The 16,429-nt window shown below is 49.5% G+C and carries 18 protein-coding genes; 3 read left to right on the top strand and 15 right to left on the bottom strand.

What is annotated here, in order from left to right; all coding sequences use genetic code 11:
• Positions 1-8 precede the first annotated feature (8 nt).
• The 7 genes from ydhT to fumD all read right to left on the bottom strand — a co-directional run bounded on the left by ydhT (position 9) and on the right by fumD (position 6,417).
• Positions 9-821, bottom strand: coding sequence for a protein YdhT (gene ydhT, locus WES_RS11345; protein ID WP_024195123.1), 813 nt, complete (start codon positions 819-821; stop codon positions 9-11).
• A 3-nt stretch (positions 822-824) separates the two neighbouring features.
• Complete coding sequence (gene phsC, locus WES_RS11350) at positions 825-1,610, bottom strand: thiosulfate reductase cytochrome B subunit (protein WP_016235196.1); 786 nt, start codon at positions 1,608-1,610, stop codon at positions 825-827.
• Complete coding sequence (locus WES_RS11355) at positions 1,607-2,275, bottom strand: 4Fe-4S dicluster domain-containing protein (RefSeq protein WP_016158190.1); 669 nt, start codon at positions 2,273-2,275, stop codon at positions 1,607-1,609. The genes phsC and WES_RS11355 overlap by 4 nt, the downstream gene beginning before the upstream one ends.
• 63 nt (positions 2,276-2,338) lie before the next feature.
• Positions 2,339-2,989: a YdhW family putative oxidoreductase system protein gene (locus WES_RS11360; protein WP_016158189.1), complete on the bottom strand. Its 651-nt coding sequence runs from the start codon at positions 2,987-2,989 to the stop codon at positions 2,339-2,341.
• Between the two features lie 12 nt (positions 2,990-3,001).
• Positions 3,002-5,104 (bottom strand): aldehyde ferredoxin oxidoreductase, encoded by a 2,103-nt coding sequence (locus WES_RS11365; RefSeq protein WP_016158188.1) that lies wholly within the window; start codon positions 5,102-5,104, stop codon positions 3,002-3,004.
• A 20-nt stretch (positions 5,105-5,124) separates the two neighbouring features.
• Positions 5,125-5,751, bottom strand: a complete 627-nt coding sequence (locus tag WES_RS11370; RefSeq protein WP_001070270.1) for a ferredoxin-like protein — start codon at positions 5,749-5,751, stop codon at positions 5,125-5,127.
• Positions 5,752-6,207: 456 nt separating this feature from the next.
• Positions 6,208-6,417, bottom strand: a complete 210-nt coding sequence (gene fumD / locus WES_RS11375; protein ID WP_000528337.1) for a fumarate hydratase FumD — start codon at positions 6,415-6,417, stop codon at positions 6,208-6,210.
• A gap of 354 nt (positions 6,418-6,771) precedes the next feature.
• Between fumD and WES_RS24490 the strand changes: the two genes are divergently transcribed.
• The 3 genes from WES_RS24490 to lpp all read left to right on the top strand — a co-directional run bounded on the left by WES_RS24490 (position 6,772) and on the right by lpp (position 8,933).
• Positions 6,772-6,966: a protein YnhH gene (locus tag WES_RS24490; protein ID WP_242664678.1), complete on the top strand. Its 195-nt coding sequence runs from the start codon at positions 6,772-6,774 to the stop codon at positions 6,964-6,966.
• Positions 6,967-6,973: 7 nt separating this feature from the next.
• A complete protein-coding gene (gene pykF / locus WES_RS11380) occupies positions 6,974-8,386 on the top strand; it encodes a pyruvate kinase PykF (RefSeq protein WP_016158187.1) in 1,413 nt (470 codons plus the stop codon).
• Positions 8,387-8,696: 310 nt separating this feature from the next.
• Positions 8,697-8,933 carry a murein lipoprotein Lpp gene (gene lpp / locus WES_RS11385; RefSeq protein ID WP_000648420.1) on the top strand — a complete coding sequence of 79 codons (237 nt, stop codon included), beginning with the start codon at positions 8,697-8,699 and terminating at the stop codon, positions 8,931-8,933.
• 63 nt (positions 8,934-8,996) lie between these two features.
• Here lpp and ldtE read toward each other — a convergent pair whose 3' ends face one another.
• The 8 genes from ldtE to WES_RS11425 form a co-directional block, all read right to left on the bottom strand.
• Complete coding sequence (gene ldtE / locus WES_RS11390) at positions 8,997-9,998, bottom strand: L,D-transpeptidase LdtE (RefSeq protein ID WP_016158186.1); 1,002 nt, start codon at positions 9,996-9,998, stop codon at positions 8,997-8,999.
• 148 nt (positions 9,999-10,146) lie between these two features.
• Positions 10,147-10,563, bottom strand: a complete 417-nt coding sequence (sufE, locus tag WES_RS11395) for a cysteine desulfuration protein SufE (RefSeq protein ID WP_016158185.1) — start codon at positions 10,561-10,563, stop codon at positions 10,147-10,149.
• 12 nt (positions 10,564-10,575) lie between these two features.
• Positions 10,576-11,796 (bottom strand): cysteine desulfurase SufS, encoded by a 1,221-nt coding sequence (gene sufS / locus WES_RS11400; protein ID WP_016158184.1) that lies wholly within the window; start codon positions 11,794-11,796, stop codon positions 10,576-10,578.
• Positions 11,793-13,064, bottom strand: coding sequence for a Fe-S cluster assembly protein SufD (gene sufD / locus WES_RS11405; RefSeq protein WP_000908090.1), 1,272 nt, complete (start codon positions 13,062-13,064; stop codon positions 11,793-11,795). The genes sufS and sufD overlap by 4 nt, the downstream gene beginning before the upstream one ends.
• Positions 13,039-13,785, bottom strand: a complete 747-nt coding sequence (sufC, locus tag WES_RS11410) for a Fe-S cluster assembly ATPase SufC (protein ID WP_000948880.1) — start codon at positions 13,783-13,785, stop codon at positions 13,039-13,041. Before sufC ends, sufD begins: the two co-directional genes overlap by 26 nt.
• Positions 13,786-13,794: 9 nt before the next feature.
• The gene (gene sufB, locus WES_RS11415; protein ID WP_016158183.1) at positions 13,795-15,282 is read right to left on the bottom strand and encodes a Fe-S cluster assembly protein SufB; all 1,488 of its coding nucleotides are present in this window, start codon (positions 15,280-15,282) and stop codon (positions 13,795-13,797) included.
• 8 nt (positions 15,283-15,290) lie between these two features.
• The gene (sufA, locus tag WES_RS11420; RefSeq protein ID WP_000367151.1) at positions 15,291-15,659 is read right to left on the bottom strand and encodes a Fe-S cluster assembly scaffold SufA; all 369 of its coding nucleotides are present in this window, start codon (positions 15,657-15,659) and stop codon (positions 15,291-15,293) included.
• A 552-nt stretch (positions 15,660-16,211) separates the two neighbouring features.
• Positions 16,212-16,400 (bottom strand): YdiH family protein, encoded by a 189-nt coding sequence (locus WES_RS11425; protein WP_016158182.1) that lies wholly within the window; start codon positions 16,398-16,400, stop codon positions 16,212-16,214.
• Between the last annotated feature and the right edge of the window lie 29 nt (positions 16,401-16,429).

The raw sequence follows: 16,429 nt of genomic DNA, 5'->3' as shown, positions 1-16,429 counted from the left end.
TAAAGCTATCAGCACTCAACAAACTGATACTGTTCATTGAGACGATAGCGGACTCCGGCACGGATATTATTTTCACCTTCAATGGCGACGGCGAAGCGCACTCTTTCGCCGTCATGATATGCCAGTGCGGCGCTGCCACCAGGCCCGAGGACAATCGAGTCAACCACGCCCGTACTGACTACTGTTGAGTTAGCACCGCTGGCAATGATGTGAACATTATCACCGCTGTTAGCAATTTTCGCGTGTGCGCCAAAGCTGGCAATTTGTACCAGATCGCCATTACTGGCAACATGACACCTTTCACCTGGAGTACAGACGCGTACTCGCATCCCGGCATTCGCAATACGGCTACCCTCTCCGGCACTGCTGATTCGAGTCGAGTTACCCGCCACTGCCACGCGGGCACGCTCGCCTGAGCTGCCAATATGGCTGTTAAAACCCACACTAGCCATCCGTACGCTGTAGCCCGTGCTGGCAATTTGCGCCGCATAACCTGCTGTAACTATTCTGGCGTTATCGTCGCAACATCCGACGCGTGCGTTATCCTCGGCACTGGAGAGCTGGCGGCAAAATGTTGGTTCCACCGGTTCTGGGACCAGCTTTTGCATAGAGGAAACTTCCTGGCGGGCAAAGTTTTCGTCTGTCAGCCATTTGTTCCATGCATACTCAACCAGACTATCTGCCCAGTCCGTATACCCTTCGTCGATCAGCGCATGGTGAACATCGGCATAGCTGCCGTCCTGCGGAAAATGGCGCAAAAACCAGCGGTACATTACCGCTCCTACACGCCACTCTCGCAGGTTCTCTCGCGTAATGATCATACCTTAATGTCGGTGATAGCCATCGATCATACATTTAAAGGTTTCGTGCGGAGTACGCCCCGTAGTGCAAAGATAGAGATGACCGAAGATGAAAAAGAGGCTAATAAATGCCAGAGCAAAATGCGCCTGTAATAACCAGTATCTTACGCCAGGAAACGCATTTCCCACGACTTGCGGATAGAGACACAGGAGCCCCGTCACCAGTAACAACGGCAGTAATCCATACATCACCCCGACATAGGCTACCTGCTGTAAGGGATTAAATTTAGACTGCATTGTCGCCGGAAAAGGATGCGCTTCCCCCTGCATAATGCCAGACAGATAAAATCGCGTTTGTTTCGCCGCTCGCCCCAGCCACCCTTGACGACGAATGCGATAGTGGTGACCATTACCCCCAACGGCATTAATCAGAACAAAGCCAAGCCAGCATACCAGTAACAAGAATCCACAAACTTCATGCACAGCAACCAGACTTTTGACCGCAGCTGCGCCCACCAGCGCAAAGTGATTAATTAGCCCACTTGCCAGCAACAATACGAAGAGTAATGCGTTCGACCAGTGCCATAATCTGACCGCCTTGCTGTAAAGATAAACCTTCTCGCCATGATCGGTGGCTGATTTCTTCACACCACGAGCACGAAGCAAAGCGTGCAGCCCCAGGACTAACCACATTCCAACCAGCAATAGCCCGGCAATGACCAGCCACACCGGCCAAAATTCAGGGGTGAACTGTGGTACATAGTTCGCCAACTGGATCTGAAACTGTTCAGCATTTTGCGACGGGTTCATACATTTTCCTTCTTAATCAAATGTTGACCGAACCGGCGATACAAATGCGGTTTCCCGGCACCAGGTAGCTGATATTGATAGTATTTATTTCCCTGTAACCACGCCTGAATTTCTGGGCTATCTTCGCGACCAAAGATCAATGCGTGTTCCGGGCAGGCGCTGACGCAAATGGGCGGAAAACCTTTTGCCAGCCGGGACTCGGCGCAGAAATCACATTTATCCGCCACTTTAGTCACAGGGTTAAGGTAACGAACCTGATACGGGCAAGCGCCAATGCAATAACTGCAGCCGATACACTGCGATTTTTCTACCCGTACGATCCCCTGCTCATCACGCCACGACGCCCCTGTTGGGCAAACGTCGATGCAAGGAGCATCTTCACAGTGCTGGCATGACTGGCGAAAAAAGTGATATTGCGTTTCGTTGTCGTTATCGGTAACTGGAATGTGTGCTATCGATAAACGGCTTCCCTGGGCCGGAACGTGATTGGTCTTGCGACATGCTCGGGCGCAAATATTACAACCATTGCACCGTGACTCATCGTGAATCATGGCATACCGAACTTCCTTTTCTTGCCTGGTGTTCGCTAACAGAGAAGACGCAGAGCCAGTAAAAAAGATTACTGTTCCCATCCCCAGAACAAATTTGCGTCGAGTGAAGGACATCTGATTATCCCCTAATGCAGTGGCTGCAACTGTCCACCCTGTCCATGACATTTCCCTGAAATTTCAGGGATTCTGAAACTGCTCAACCTCAAACCATTCGCATAAACCATAAGCCTTGCCATAGCTCATATACCGCTCGCTAAACAGGTACAGCACCGCCGTCGATGACTCCACCTGGCGTATATCGGCATATTCAGGGGCAACATCCATCGCGGCGATCGCGGCTTCAATCTGCGCTTCCTGGAAGTAATATGGCGCTTGCCTCAGCATGGCGACTTTGTAGGGTCGCGGGTACGTCTGGCACTCAAAGCGAACGACGTGAGCAATGGCGCGACAAATGTCCTGCGCCACAACTTGCAAAGACATCGCCGCGTAGTTTTCGCTCATGGCCTGCGTTGAGTAATAGTAATCATCGTGAGTTCCCGTGATACAGGCGATATCCGCGTAGTCTCCGTTCTGTTTTATGCCTTCCAGCAAAAAAGACAGATCCTCTTCAGCAACCGAATATGGCGGCGAGAGAAACACGGCACGCGCCACCAGTTGACCCGCAGCCGAATGCTGGCGGATAAACTCTGCCAGAACTTCTGTCGGTTCTGGTTCTGCGACGTCTTCACTGACCGTATCTCCGGTGTGACGCATACCCTGCAACCATTGACGCTTCGCCTCGTCAACGTCGCTGACTCCGGATAGCGGCAACTCATCCTGATGGTTCATCTCACCCATTCCTTACGCAGGCAGCAGATTGTGTGCAGCCAGATCGGTGGCAATATCTTCCAGCCCCAGACGTTGCAACGTTTCACGTGTCGGGCAACCGAGCTGTGGATCCCAGCCCATTTCCTTGTAGAACATCGTGAGAGACGCGTACATATCGTCGCGATCCATTTTGTCAGTTCCTTCAGTAAAGACCGGGATCTGCGGATCCTTGTCGAATACCCAGGAGCAAATAAGATCGTGCTCGTTACGCATATCTTTGGTTTGCATCAGTTTTACCGTGTAAGCGCGATGCAGTGTAAATATACGTTCAGCGGCTAAATCTAATTTTTCCTGGGTCATCTCTTCACCGGTGATCGCTTTGAAGAATTTGGCTTCTAAAGCAAGGTCACCACGGTAATTACGGCTCTTCAGCGGCGAAACGGTCATTGGCCAGACCCAGTTGCACAGGGTGACGGCGTTATGCAAACAGACCCGCAACAGCGACCATTTGGCATATTTAATTTTTGCGTCATTGATCGGCGTGTAGTTTTTGGTTTCGTCGTAAGCATCTTCAGAGCCAAAAAGCTCTTTCGCCACTTCACGCTGCAATTTCAACGGCAGACCGGAGCCAATAAAGTTAATGTGGGTGTGCGTCATGCAATCGCGGTTGAACATGCAGTTAACAATGGAACCAACTTGCGCCGAGGCTTCATTAGCATGATGAACCGGATAGCCAAACGGCGACCAGAGTTTATTTTTCGCGTAGCCCCAATACTCTTCGCCCAAATTCCAGCGTTCCGCAATGGCATATGAGCCATCAGCCAGGTGGCTCAACTCACCCACGCGATGCGCCAGACGGTAGTAAAAATCTTTAATGAAGTTAACGTCGCCCGCTTCCAGCTGATCCCAGCGAATTTCCGCATACTCATCAGCAGGCAGAACGCGTTTGAACACGCCTTTGCTGTAGCAATACGTAAAATCTCGATGTAGCTGTCCGTAGTTACACCACAGGCCATAGTCATCAAACAGATTCAGACCAACCAGATTACCAATAACACGACCATCGTCTTTATCTTCAAAATCTTTCGGCCCGTTCGGGAAGATGGTGGTATGGACAAAGTTTGCTACACAAGTATTACCGCCGGTGCTGGGCACGCCGAACTCTTTGACCCGAGGAATGTTCATCTGGGTCATACAACGAATCGGGCAAGAGTGGCAGCCGCTCATTTTTACCGTGTATTTCTCTGCTGCCGGACCTAAGTCAAAAACGGATTTATAGGTGCGAAAACCCACGGTATTTTGATTGCCTGGCGGGATCTCGCCCGTTTCAATCGGGCCACCTTCCGCCGCTCCCCAGAACAGACCTTTACGCGCCGTCCAGCGAGACTTGGGATCGGAGTACTCCGCCCACGATTGCGGCGTACTTGGCACCACATGGTTATTATTCGCACCGATAAGTTCGGTCATCATGTAGTCATTGAGAAGTTTCATCTCCTGACGATCGGCAATGTTGACCCCTTTAGTCCCTTCAACTGCAATCGCTTTGAGGTTTTTCGAACCCATTATTGCGCCAGTTCCCGCGCCGCCGCTGTGATTACGGCTATTCAACATGCCAGAGAGCGGCACAAGGTTTTCACCTGCCTGACCAATAGCTGCCACACAGGTTTCCGGGCTGGTCAAGCGACAAATCTCTTCCGTCGTGGCTCGCGTCCCTTTACCCCATAGGAAATCTGCTTTTTCGAGGGTAACTTTGTCATCTTTAATATTCAGCCAAACCGGTGATTTCGCTTTCCCTTCGATAATAATAACGTCGTATCCAGCGAATTTCATTTGCGCGGCAAAAAAGCCTCCCATATGGGCATCAACAACTAAATTCCCTTTGGTAAAGGTGGAAAGCGAAGTGATATTTACGCGAGAACTACAGGGAGCACCAGAGCCAGTTAATGGCCCGGTGGCAAAGACTAATTTATTTGCTTCATCGAAAGGTTTAGTGCCTGGCGGTACTTCGTCATACATAATTTTGTAGCCGAATCCCATGCCACCAACAAAACTTTTAAACTTACTGGAATCTTCGAGGGTAATATTTCCTGTCGTGAGATTAACTCTTAATATATTACCTGTCCAACCGTTAGCCATGATTTTTTCCTTTGCAAGATTCACACAGTAATATCTTTCCACTCGATAATTTTTAACGCCCCTGTTGGGCAGGCGTTTGCACATTCACCACATAACACACATTTCGAGGATTTTTTACTTTCGGTATTTACGGTAGCCATCATCCACGGACATGCAGTGGTACAGGCGCTACAACCAATACAACGTTTATGATCGACGACAATACAGCCTTCTTCCTGCTGCCAGGTAATCGCGCCAATCGGGCATACGTTCATGCATTGCGGATCTTTGCATTGACGACAGGTGTCAGCGGTATAGTTCAGATCGCCATACAGACCACCGCCTGATCCTATCCCATTGTCGCCAAAGAAATAATTGCGATGGATTTTGATGCGGGAGAAAAAAGTGCCCACTGAGCCATCATTGAAGTTAGTACAAGAGATTTCACAGCGATGGCAGCCTGTGCATCGTGCTCGCTGGGTAACCAGCACGCCTTTGGGCGTATTTATCAACCCTACCGTACCGCTATCAATATCTTCCTGCTTGCAACCCAAAAGTGACAGTAACGCAGGGGCTATCGTTAAACCAGCAAGACCCTTTCCTGATATACGCAAGAATTCTAATCGCGTTAAGCCAATATCTAATAGTGGACGACCAACCGGGTTCATTTATTTCGCATCCTCTTCGCAAACACAGTGCTGACAATTCAACAGCCTGATATTAAGCATTCAACTAATACGCTGCTGACTCTGTCCCCAACACCAGATATTTTCCCTAACCTGATAGTGCATGAGAAAAGAATTAACGCCAATAAACTAATCCTTTATGGTTAGGAGAAAAAATAATGTGATTATTCTGAGGGCTTAACATTGATCATTATCAATTAAATTCACAAAGTGAGAAATTAAAAGTGAACTGATATTTATTATCATCTGAAATTAATTTCATTTAAGTGACAATTATTTGTGATATTCATTCCAGAAAATAAAAATAACATTCCCGTTATGCACTTTAATACATATCGAAACTCATATAATTTCATCAGTTGCTATTTATGAAAATTAGCTGTGGCTGCGATTGAAATAAACATATCAGGATGAAGTGTTGCACTTCATCCTGAATGGTCATTTTACCAGCGCGTTAATGACGGTTTCCATCGCCTGTTTTTCCAGTTCGCTGCGTTGAATACGTTTATTGGCTAAAGCCGTGCGTAATACGCCAGCGATGACAATATGTTTTGGTTCCTGCCCTAAATCACGCATTTCCAGCACAACTTTACCGACCACCCTGCACATCTCGCGGTACAGTTCATCATCTTTTGTCCGATTTCCCATTCTTTGTACCTATTTATCATGCCAACTATCAGCATATATCAATCTAATCAATTAAACAAAAATCAAACAAAATCATATAAATAACGCTATAAACTATTTTGACTGTAGCGATTGAACGATGGTGTATTTATACACCTGATGAACATTCACTACTCCCCAGGCTGGCGACCTTACCTCGTGACGTTGCGCAAACACCGAAGTTTTTGCGTAATCTTTTCCCTGTAACATTAAATCTTTGATAACAATTTATTGTCTGGAGACTTGTATATTTTTTGAAACGCTGTTTTTGTTTTCCTTTTGGATTAATTTCAGCGTATAATGCGCGCCAATTGACTCTTGAATGGTTTCAGCACTTTGGACTGTAGAACTCAACGACTCAAAAACAGGCACTCACGTTGGGCTGAGACACAAGCACACATTCCTCTGCACGCTTTTTCGATGTCACCTATCCTTAGAGCGAGGCACCATCACTTTCGTAATACCGGATTCGCTTTCCGGCAGTGCGCCCAGAAAGCAAGTTTCTCCTATCCTTCTCAACTTAAAGACTAAGACTGTCATGAAAAAGACCAAAATTGTTTGCACCATCGGACCAAAAACCGAATCTGAAGAGATGTTAGCTAAAATGCTGGACGCGGGCATGAACGTCATGCGTCTGAACTTCTCTCATGGTGACTATGCAGAACACGGTCAGCGCATTCAGAATCTGCGCAACGTGATGAGCAAAACCGGCAAAACTGCCGCTATCCTGCTCGATACCAAAGGTCCGGAAATCCGCACCATGAAACTGGAAGGCGGTAATGACGTTTCTCTGAAAGCAGGCCAGACCTTTACTTTCACCACTGACAAATCTGTTATCGGCAACAGCGAAATGGTTGCGGTAACTTATGAAGGTTTCACTTCTGACCTGTCCGTCGGCAACACCGTACTGGTTGACGATGGTCTGATCGGTATGGAAGTTACCGCCATTGAAGGTAACAAAGTTATCTGTAAGGTACTGAACAACGGTGACCTGGGCGAAAACAAAGGTGTGAACCTGCCTGGCGTTTCTATTGCCCTGCCGGCACTGGCTGAAAAAGACAAACAGGATCTCATCTTTGGTTGCGAACAAGGCGTAGACTTTGTTGCTGCTTCCTTTATCCGTAAGCGTTCTGACGTTATCGAAATCCGTGAACACCTGAAAGCGCACGGCGGCGAAAACATCCAAATCATCTCCAAAATCGAAAACCAGGAAGGCCTCAACAACTTCGACGAAATCCTCGAAGCCTCTGACGGCATCATGGTTGCTCGTGGCGACCTGGGTGTAGAAATCCCGGTTGAAGAAGTTATCTTCGCCCAGAAGATGATGATCGAAAAATGTATCCGCGCACGTAAAGTCGTTATCACTGCGACCCAGATGCTGGATTCCATGATCAAAAACCCACGTCCGACCCGCGCAGAAGCCGGTGACGTCGCGAACGCCATCCTCGACGGTACTGACGCAGTAATGTTGTCTGGTGAATCCGCAAAAGGTAAATACCCGCTGGAAGCTGTTTCTATCATGGCAACCATTTGCGAACGTACCGACCGCGTGATGAACAGCCGTCTCGAGTTCAACAGCGACAACCGTAAACTGCGCATTACCGAAGCTGTTTGCCGTGGTGCGGTTGAAACTGCTGAAAAACTGGATGCTCCGCTGATCGTTGTAGCAACCCAGGGCGGTAAATCTGCTCGTGCAGTGCGTAAATACTTCCCGGATGCAACCATCCTGGCGCTGACCACGAACGAAAAAACTGCACATCAGCTGGTACTGAGCAAAGGCGTTGTGCCGCAGCTGGTAAAAGAGATCACTTCTACTGATGATTTCTACCGTCTGGGTAAAGAACTGGCTCTGCAGAGCGGTCTGGCGCACAAAGGTGACGTAGTAGTAATGGTTTCCGGTGCACTTGTACCGAGCGGCACTACCAACACCGCATCTGTTCACGTCCTGTAATATTGCTTTTGTGAATTAATTTGTATATCCAAGCGCCCTGATGGGCGCTTTTTTTATTTAATCGATAACCAGAAGCAATAAAAAATCAAATCGGATTTCACTATATAATCTCACTTTATCTAAGATGAATCCGATGGAAGCATCCTGTTTTCTCTCAATTTTTTTATCTAAAACCCAGCGTTCGATGTTTCTTTGAGCGAACGATCAAAAATAAGTGCCTTCCCATCAAAAAAATATTCTCAACATAAAAAACTTTGTGTAATACTTGTAACGCTACATGGAGATTAACTCAATCTAGAGGGTATTAATAATGAAAGCTACTAAACTGGTACTGGGCGCGGTAATCCTGGGTTCTACTCTGCTGGCAGGTTGCTCCAGCAACGCTAAAATCGATCAGCTGTCTTCTGACGTTCAGACTCTGAACGCTAAAGTTGACCAGCTGAGCAACGACGTGAACGCAATGCGTTCCGACGTTCAGGCTGCTAAAGATGACGCAGCTCGTGCTAACCAGCGTCTGGACAACATGGCTACTAAATACCGCAAGTAATAGTACCTGTGAAGTGAAAAATGGCGCACATTGTGCGCCATTTTTTTTGCCTGCTAATAACTGTTATTGCGTCGCGCGTAACATATTGCCCTGCTCAGGTTCGCCATTTTGAGCTGACTCAACTGCGGGCACGTTGCTGGCATGTGTCGTTCCATTGCCTACCGCGACCGGATATCCCGCCCGACGATATAAGGCTTTATCCACCAGCTTCTGATCAACAGCCTGATTATCTTTGAATTGCGTAAAACCAATGGGCAGTTTATACGGCATCGTCTGAACGTTCTGCTGTTCCTCTGCCGATAGTGGTCGATGCACTTCCACATAACGCATTCCGTTCGGTTCTACAGAGTATTTCACCGGCTCATTGATCACTTTCACCGGCGTCCCCGTCCGCACGCTGGAGAACAACGCTTTAATATCCGGTGCGTTCATACGAATACAGCCCGAACTGACGCGCAAACCGACGCTGTCCGGCGCACTGGTGCCATGAATGAGATATTCGCCATTGCCGTGCGCCAGGCGCATTGCGTAGCGTCCTAGTGGGTTATTGGGCCCTGCTGGAACGACTGGCGGTAATTTTATGCCACGCTCCAGCGAACGCTGCCGAATACCAGCGGTCGGTGTCCAGGTAGGGTTAGGGATTTTCTGCCCAACCCGCGTATCCATCACTGGCGTTTCCAGTCCCTGCAAGCCAATGCCTATCGGGTAGACCTGCACGATATTTTCTCCTGGCGGATAATAATAAAGACGCAGCTCGGCAAGGTTAACGATGATCCCCTGACGCGGCGCATCAGGTAATAACAGTTGTGAAGGAATGGTTATCGTCGTACCTGGTTTTGGCACCGGGGCGATGGTGTTATTGGCTTCCAGAATCAACATTGCCGCAGTATCAAAACGTCGGGCGATGGCCTGAAGGTTTTTATCCCCCTCTTGCACCGTATACGTTTGATTTTGCCCAACCAGTCGGCTTCCGCTTGGTGGGAGCGGGTAATCTACCGCCCAGGCAGCGTGTATGGCGCTAAAAGCGCCGATAAGAGTCAGTGTAAGCAGAGACGCGCGTTTCATTGTAAACCTCCTGTATTTGCCGGAGACTCACGCTAAGACGTCGGATGGCGCTTTTGCTTACCTGAAGCCGAAACACTCCTGTGCTGGTCAGAGTAAACATCGACCATCCGGCAATGTGAGTCATCCGGATGAAAGCTGTTCCTTTAGTTTAGCTAAGTGCAGCGGCTTTGGCGCGGATTGCACGAATCATCGCTTCCAGACCTTGTGAACGAGATGGGGTGAGATGCTGAGCGAGCGCCATTTTTTCAAACCACGGGCGCACGTCAAAATTAACAATATCCTGCGGCGTCATCTGGTCGTAGAGAATAAAAACAACCGCAATAAGCCCTTTCACAATGGCGGCATCGCTGTCGCCCTGCAATTCAATAATTCCCTGCGCATTCTGGCGCATTACAATCCATACCTGACTCTGACAGCCCTGAATACTATTTTGCGGTTTTCTGTCTTCATCGCGTAATTCCGGCAGACGCTGACCCAGTTCAATAATGTAGAGATATTTCTCTTCCCAGTTGGCGCAGCGTAAAAAATTACGCAGCAATTTTTCTTTATCCGGCAATACAGCCATAGAGCCTCCCTGTTATCCCAGCAGACGATGAATGCGTTGCAATCCTGTCACCAGACGATCCACTTCTTCATGGGTGTTATACATAGCCAACGACGCCCGACACATAGCCGGAACGTTATAAAACGCCATCAACGGCATCGCGCAGTGATGGCCGGTACGCACAGCGATACCGTAGTTATCAAGAAAACTGCCAACATCATAGGCATGATGTTTACCGAGATTAAAGGCGATAACGCCAAGTCTGTCCGGTGGACCATACAGAGTAAGATCCGGCACCGCTGTCAGTTGTGACAGCGCGTAATGCATCAGATTCTGTTCGTACTCAGCAATGTTGTTAAGCCCCAGAGCTGACACATACTCCAGCGCCGCACCAAGACCAATAATCCCCCCCGTATTGGGCGTGCCGGCCTCAAACCGCCACGGCGCTTTGGTCCAGGTAGTACCTTCGCTAAGGCTGACGGTGGCAATCATAGATCCGCCCCCTTCCCACGGCGGCATCTCCTGCAACAAGGCTTCTTTAACATAAAGAATGCCAATGCCGGTGGGGCCATACAGTTTATGCCCGGAAAAAACGTAGAAGTCGCAGTCCAGCGCCTGCACATCCACCGGATGATGCATCACTGCCTGAGCGCCATCCACCAGCACTTTTGCGCCATGCTGGTGCGCAAGTGTGATCATTTCCGGCAGCGGATTTTCCGTCCCCAGCACATTAGACACGTGAGTAATCGCCAGCAGGCGGGTTTTCTCATCAAACAGATTAGGCAGTGTCTCCAGTTGCAGCGTGCCGTCTGGGTTAAGCGGGATCACCCGCAACTCTGCGCCAACGCGCGCGCAAAGCATCTGCCAGGGAACAATGTTAGCGTGGTGTTCCATCTGACTGATGATGATGTTATCGCCCGCCCGCACGTTGCTGTTGCCCCAGCTATTGGCGACCAGATTGATCCCTTCCGTAGTGCCACGGACGAACACCAGCTCTTCCGCCGAACGGGCATTGATAAACAGCGATGCACGCTTACGCACGTTCTCCATTTTCTCGGTCGCCTGGGCGCTTAACGTATGAATACCGCGATGCACCGCCGCGTAGCCGTGACGATAAAACTCAGCCTCGGCGTCAATCACCTGGCTCGGTTTCTGCGCACTGGCGGCGCTGTCGAGATAAGCCAGCGGCAAACCGTTCACCTCACGCGAGAGCACCGGAAAATCGGCACGCACCTTCTCAACGGAAAAAGTCATCTTGCACCTCCCGGCAGCCGTTGGCCGATTCGAGCCAGCACCTGCTGTTTAAGACCATCATCGCGCAAGGCTTCCGTCAGTTCGGCGGCAAAGGCATAGATGATCATCTGCTGGGCATCCTGCTGATTGATCCCGCGAGAACGCAGATAGAACATTTGCTCATCATCAATACGCCCGACCGTTGCGCCGTGGCTGCATTTCACATCATCGGCATAAATTTCCAGTTGCGGTTTGGTATCCACTTCCGCCAGCTTGCCCATCAGCAGATTATTATTGGTCATCTGGCCGTCAGTCTTGATGGCATACTGCGCGACGTTAATCAAACCATTAAATACCGCGCGCCCTTTGTCGCTGACGATAGTTTTGTGCAACTGGCGGCTGTTACAAAAACCTTTATTGTGTTCCAGCCAGGTGCGGGTATCGCACACTTCATTTTTCACCGGCATCGCCAGGCTATTAATCCGCAGCGTACTGTTTTCGCCATTAAGTTGCGTACTGGTGTTGTGCCGTAACACAGCGCCACCAAGCAGAAAACTGTGGCTAGATGCGGTGGCATCATCTGCCAGCAGCAAATCGTTATGGGCAAAGTGGTGGCTGACCGGGTTTTCAAACGCCAGCTTGATATGCTGCAAGTGGGCGTTCGCTGCGACGTTGATAGTAAAGCGCGCGCCTGTAAAATGGCGGGCATCATTAAGGCTGACAAAATGTTCAATCACCGTCGCTTCCGCGCCTTCCGCCAGATCCAGATGATGGCGGTAATGGGCAGTGTTCACCTCTTCACCTGCCACGCCCTGGGTAATATGCATTAACAGCAATGGCTTTGCAGGCCGTTGACCGCGCTTCACAGCAATATGCGTAACGCTTTGCGCCAGGCTTTCCGTCAGATGCAGAAACACTTCTGGCTGAATGGCATCGGGCAGCCCCTGGCGTTCGTCGTTTATGCTCACGTCATATCCGCTGCCTTCAGTTGCATCGCTAAGTGCTGGCATGTAACGTCCATCGACAAACACCAGCCGCACGGCGTCTAACGTTAAGGCTAAGGCATCACGCTGCTCTTGAGATATATCCCCCGCAATGCTGACAAACTGGCTATTGGTCAGCCCTTCCAGCGGCGTATATTTCCAGTGCTCATGTTTACGCGTCGGCAGACCGGTACGCAGCAATTGTTGTAAATGCTGCTGAGCTTGCGGGGAGCGTTTTGCCCCTTCAGCCTCAAACAAGTGATGCCACTGTTGCAGCACGTTACTGCTGTTCACTAAGCCAGCCATAACCCTGCTCCTCCAGTTGTTTGACCAACGTGAAATCGCCGGATTTCACAATTCGCCCCTGATACAGCACGTGGACGTAATCAGGCTTGATGTAGTCAAGAATGCGTTGGTAGTGCGTAACAATGATGAATGAACGCTTGCCGTCACGCAGCGAGTTCACGCCATCGGCAACCACTTTTAATGCATCGATATCCAGCCCGGAGTCCGACTCATCAAGAATGCATAACTCCGGCTCCAGCACTGCCATTTGCAAAATATCGTTGCGCTTTTTCTCGCCACCGGAAAAACCAACGTTAACCGAACGGGTTAATAAATCTTCCGGCATCTTCAACAGGGCGATTTTCTCTTCCATCAAATCCTGAAAATCGAAGCGGTCGAGCGTTTCCTGACCGCGATAACTACGCACCGCATTGAGCGCCGTTTGCAGGAAAAACTGGTTACTGACGCCAGGGATTTCCACTGGATACTGAAAAGCCATAAAGATGCCTTCGCCTGCACGATCTTCCGGCGACAGCTCTAGCAAATCTTTGCCCTTAAACACCACCGTGCCGCCCGTCACTTCATAATCTTCACGCCCGGCAAGGGTTGCCGATAAGGTACTTTTGCCCGAACCGTTTGGTCCCATAATGGCGTGAACTTCGCCGGGACGAACGTCGAGGCTTAATCCGCGCAGGATAGCTTTATCTTCCACGCTGACGTGTAAATCTTTAATACTTAACATGTTTATTCCTTATCCGACGCTGTGTTCAAGACTGATGGCGAGGAGTTTTTGTGCTTCAACGGCAAATTCCAGCGGCAGTTCCGAGAACACGTCTTTGCAGAAACCGTTAACAATCATCGAGATGGCGTCTTCTTCGCTGATCCCGCGTTGCAGGCAGTAAAACAGCTGATCTTCACCAATACGCGATGTCGTTGCCTCGTGCTCCAGTTGTGCGCTGTTATTGCGACATTCGACATACGGGAAGGTATGCGCCCCGCAATTAGCGCCAATCAGCATTGAGTCGCACTGAGTGAAGTTGCGCGCATTAGTTGCCGTCGGCATGATTTTCACCAGCCCGCGATAACTGTTCTGGCTATGTCCGGCAGAGATCCCTTTCGAGATAATGGTCGATTTGGTGTTCTTACCGATGTGGATCATCTTGGTGCCGGTATCAGCCTGCTGATGACCGCTGGTCAGCGCCACCGAGTAGAACTCACCGATGGAGTTATCGCCGCGCAAAATGCAGCTTGGGTATTTCCAGGTAATGGCTGAACCGGTTTCCGATTGCGTCCACGACATTTTGCTGTTTTCGCCTTCGCACAGAGCACGCTTGGTGACGAAGTTGAGAATACCGCCGGTGTTGTTATCGCCAGGGAACCAGTTTTGCACCGTGGAATATTTCACCTCGGCGTTTTTATGGATGATGACTTCCACCACCGCCGCGTGTAGCTGGTAGCTATCACGCACTGGTGCGGAGCAGCCTTCAATGTAGCTGACGTAGCTGTCTTCGTCGGCTACCAGAATGGTGCGCTCAAACTGCCCGGTTTTTTCTGCGTTAATGCGGAAATAGGTGGAAAGCTCCATCGGACAGCGTACGCCTTTAGGCACATAAATAAACGTACCGTCAGAGGCTACCGCCGCATTAAGTGCGGCAAAGAAGTTGTCATTCCCCGGCACCACGGTGCCGAGATATTTCTTCACCAGTTCAGGGTGATCGTGAATCGCCTCGCCAAAGGAACAGAAAATGATCCCCTGCTCCGCCAGTTTTTCGCGATAAGTGGTGGCAACCGAAACAGAATCGAAAATGGCATCCACCGCCACCTCTTTGCCTTCCCGCACCGGTACGCCCAACTGCTCAAATGCCGCTTCAACCTCTTTACTTAAAAAGGCGTTTGCGCCGGTTTGTTGCACCGCGCCCGGTTCAGAAACACAGGTGTCATCGCAGTTACCACATGAAGGCGCGGAGTAATAGCTGTAATCCTGATAATTCAGCTTGTCGTAGTGCGCCTTCAGCCAGTGCGGTTCTTCCATCTCCAGCCATGCGCGATAGGCGTTGAGACGAAACTCCAGCATCCACTCCGGCTCATTACGCTTCGCCGAGATTGCGCGCACTACCTCTTCGTTTATGCCCTTAGCCAGTTCATCAGTCGCTAATTGGGTGAAGAATCCTTCTTTATAATTCAGCGAGCCGCCGGTCCAGGTTTTGACATCGTCAGTTGCTTCAGTATTACGAGACATAGTACCGCCTATACCCCAAAGCTTTCGCCACAGCCACATTCATTCTGGGCTTTCGGGTTGTGAAATTTGAATATCTGATTGAGTCCTTCGCGAACGAAATCAACTTCCGTGCCATCAATAAACGGCATTGCTTGTAGGGGGACGAACAGCTTCGCTCCGTCGTGTTCAAACAGCAGATCGTCTTTGTCCGGCTCGCTAACACTGTCGAGTACATAGCCAAAGCCCGCGCAGCCCGTTTGCTTCACACCTAAGCGCACACCGACCATGCCTGGTTGCTTCGCCACTAGCTCACGGATGTGTACCGCCGCTGCGGGGGTTAGCGTTAAGCCTTGCCAGGTGAAATCCTCTGGGTTAAAGGTTCCTGAATGCATGTCCATCTATTTACCTCACTTCATCGCTTTCAGCGTATAACAGCATGTTAGTGATAATGATTATCAGTTCAACCCGGCAAACACAGGGGCTTTACCGTAAAACATGCTTTTTGCCTGCATTTAATAAGCATAGACCCTGATGTGCGGCTTAACAGGCACGCTAAGAATTAGGTATCTCATTGTTAGTTAATGATTATTACCGGAGGACATTTAAGACTGTGATGGAAAAGAAAAAGTTGTATTGAAAATGACTATTTAAGAGATAGGTAAAAAAGTGGCTCGTTCAGAAATAAGAAAACCCTTAAGTCTGTTCAACACAGACTTAAGGGTTTCTACCCCATCCGGCGCTTATCTCCGGCACTCACAGTGGCTTAGCTCTTGAAGGGGCGATAAGAATAATCTCATAAGGCTAAGCCGGCGTTTTAACACAACCTGCGATTTGTATTCTTTTTAAACAAGATCAAGCGGGTAAAAATAGGAGAAGCCAGAAGAAAGTCGTCAGACCTGGACTGGAGTTAATCCAGGTCGATGGGGCACACTAACTGCGTTCAGCCAGAATCAATGCACGCCCAAACGCCAGGCAAAGTAGATTTCTTCTTTTAATTCAGCAGAAGAGAGAGTAAGCAGATCAGCGAATTCAAGTTCTAGTTGTTTCAGACGTTTGAGGTATTGGGCAGGTGAAAGATTGCTCTGGTCACGGCGTAAAAATTCAATGGCCAGTTGGGTGGGATCAAATTGAGTAGACATAGCATCCTCGCTTTTAGACAAGACCTGCA

It is taken from the genome of Escherichia sp. KTE31, assembly GCF_000407925.1.
In the GTDB taxonomy this organism is placed as follows: Bacteria; Pseudomonadota; Gammaproteobacteria; order Enterobacterales; family Enterobacteriaceae; genus Escherichia; species Escherichia ruysiae.
The sequence above is the reverse complement of the archived record's forward strand: the minus strand, read 5'-3'. Positions and strand labels throughout refer to the sequence as shown.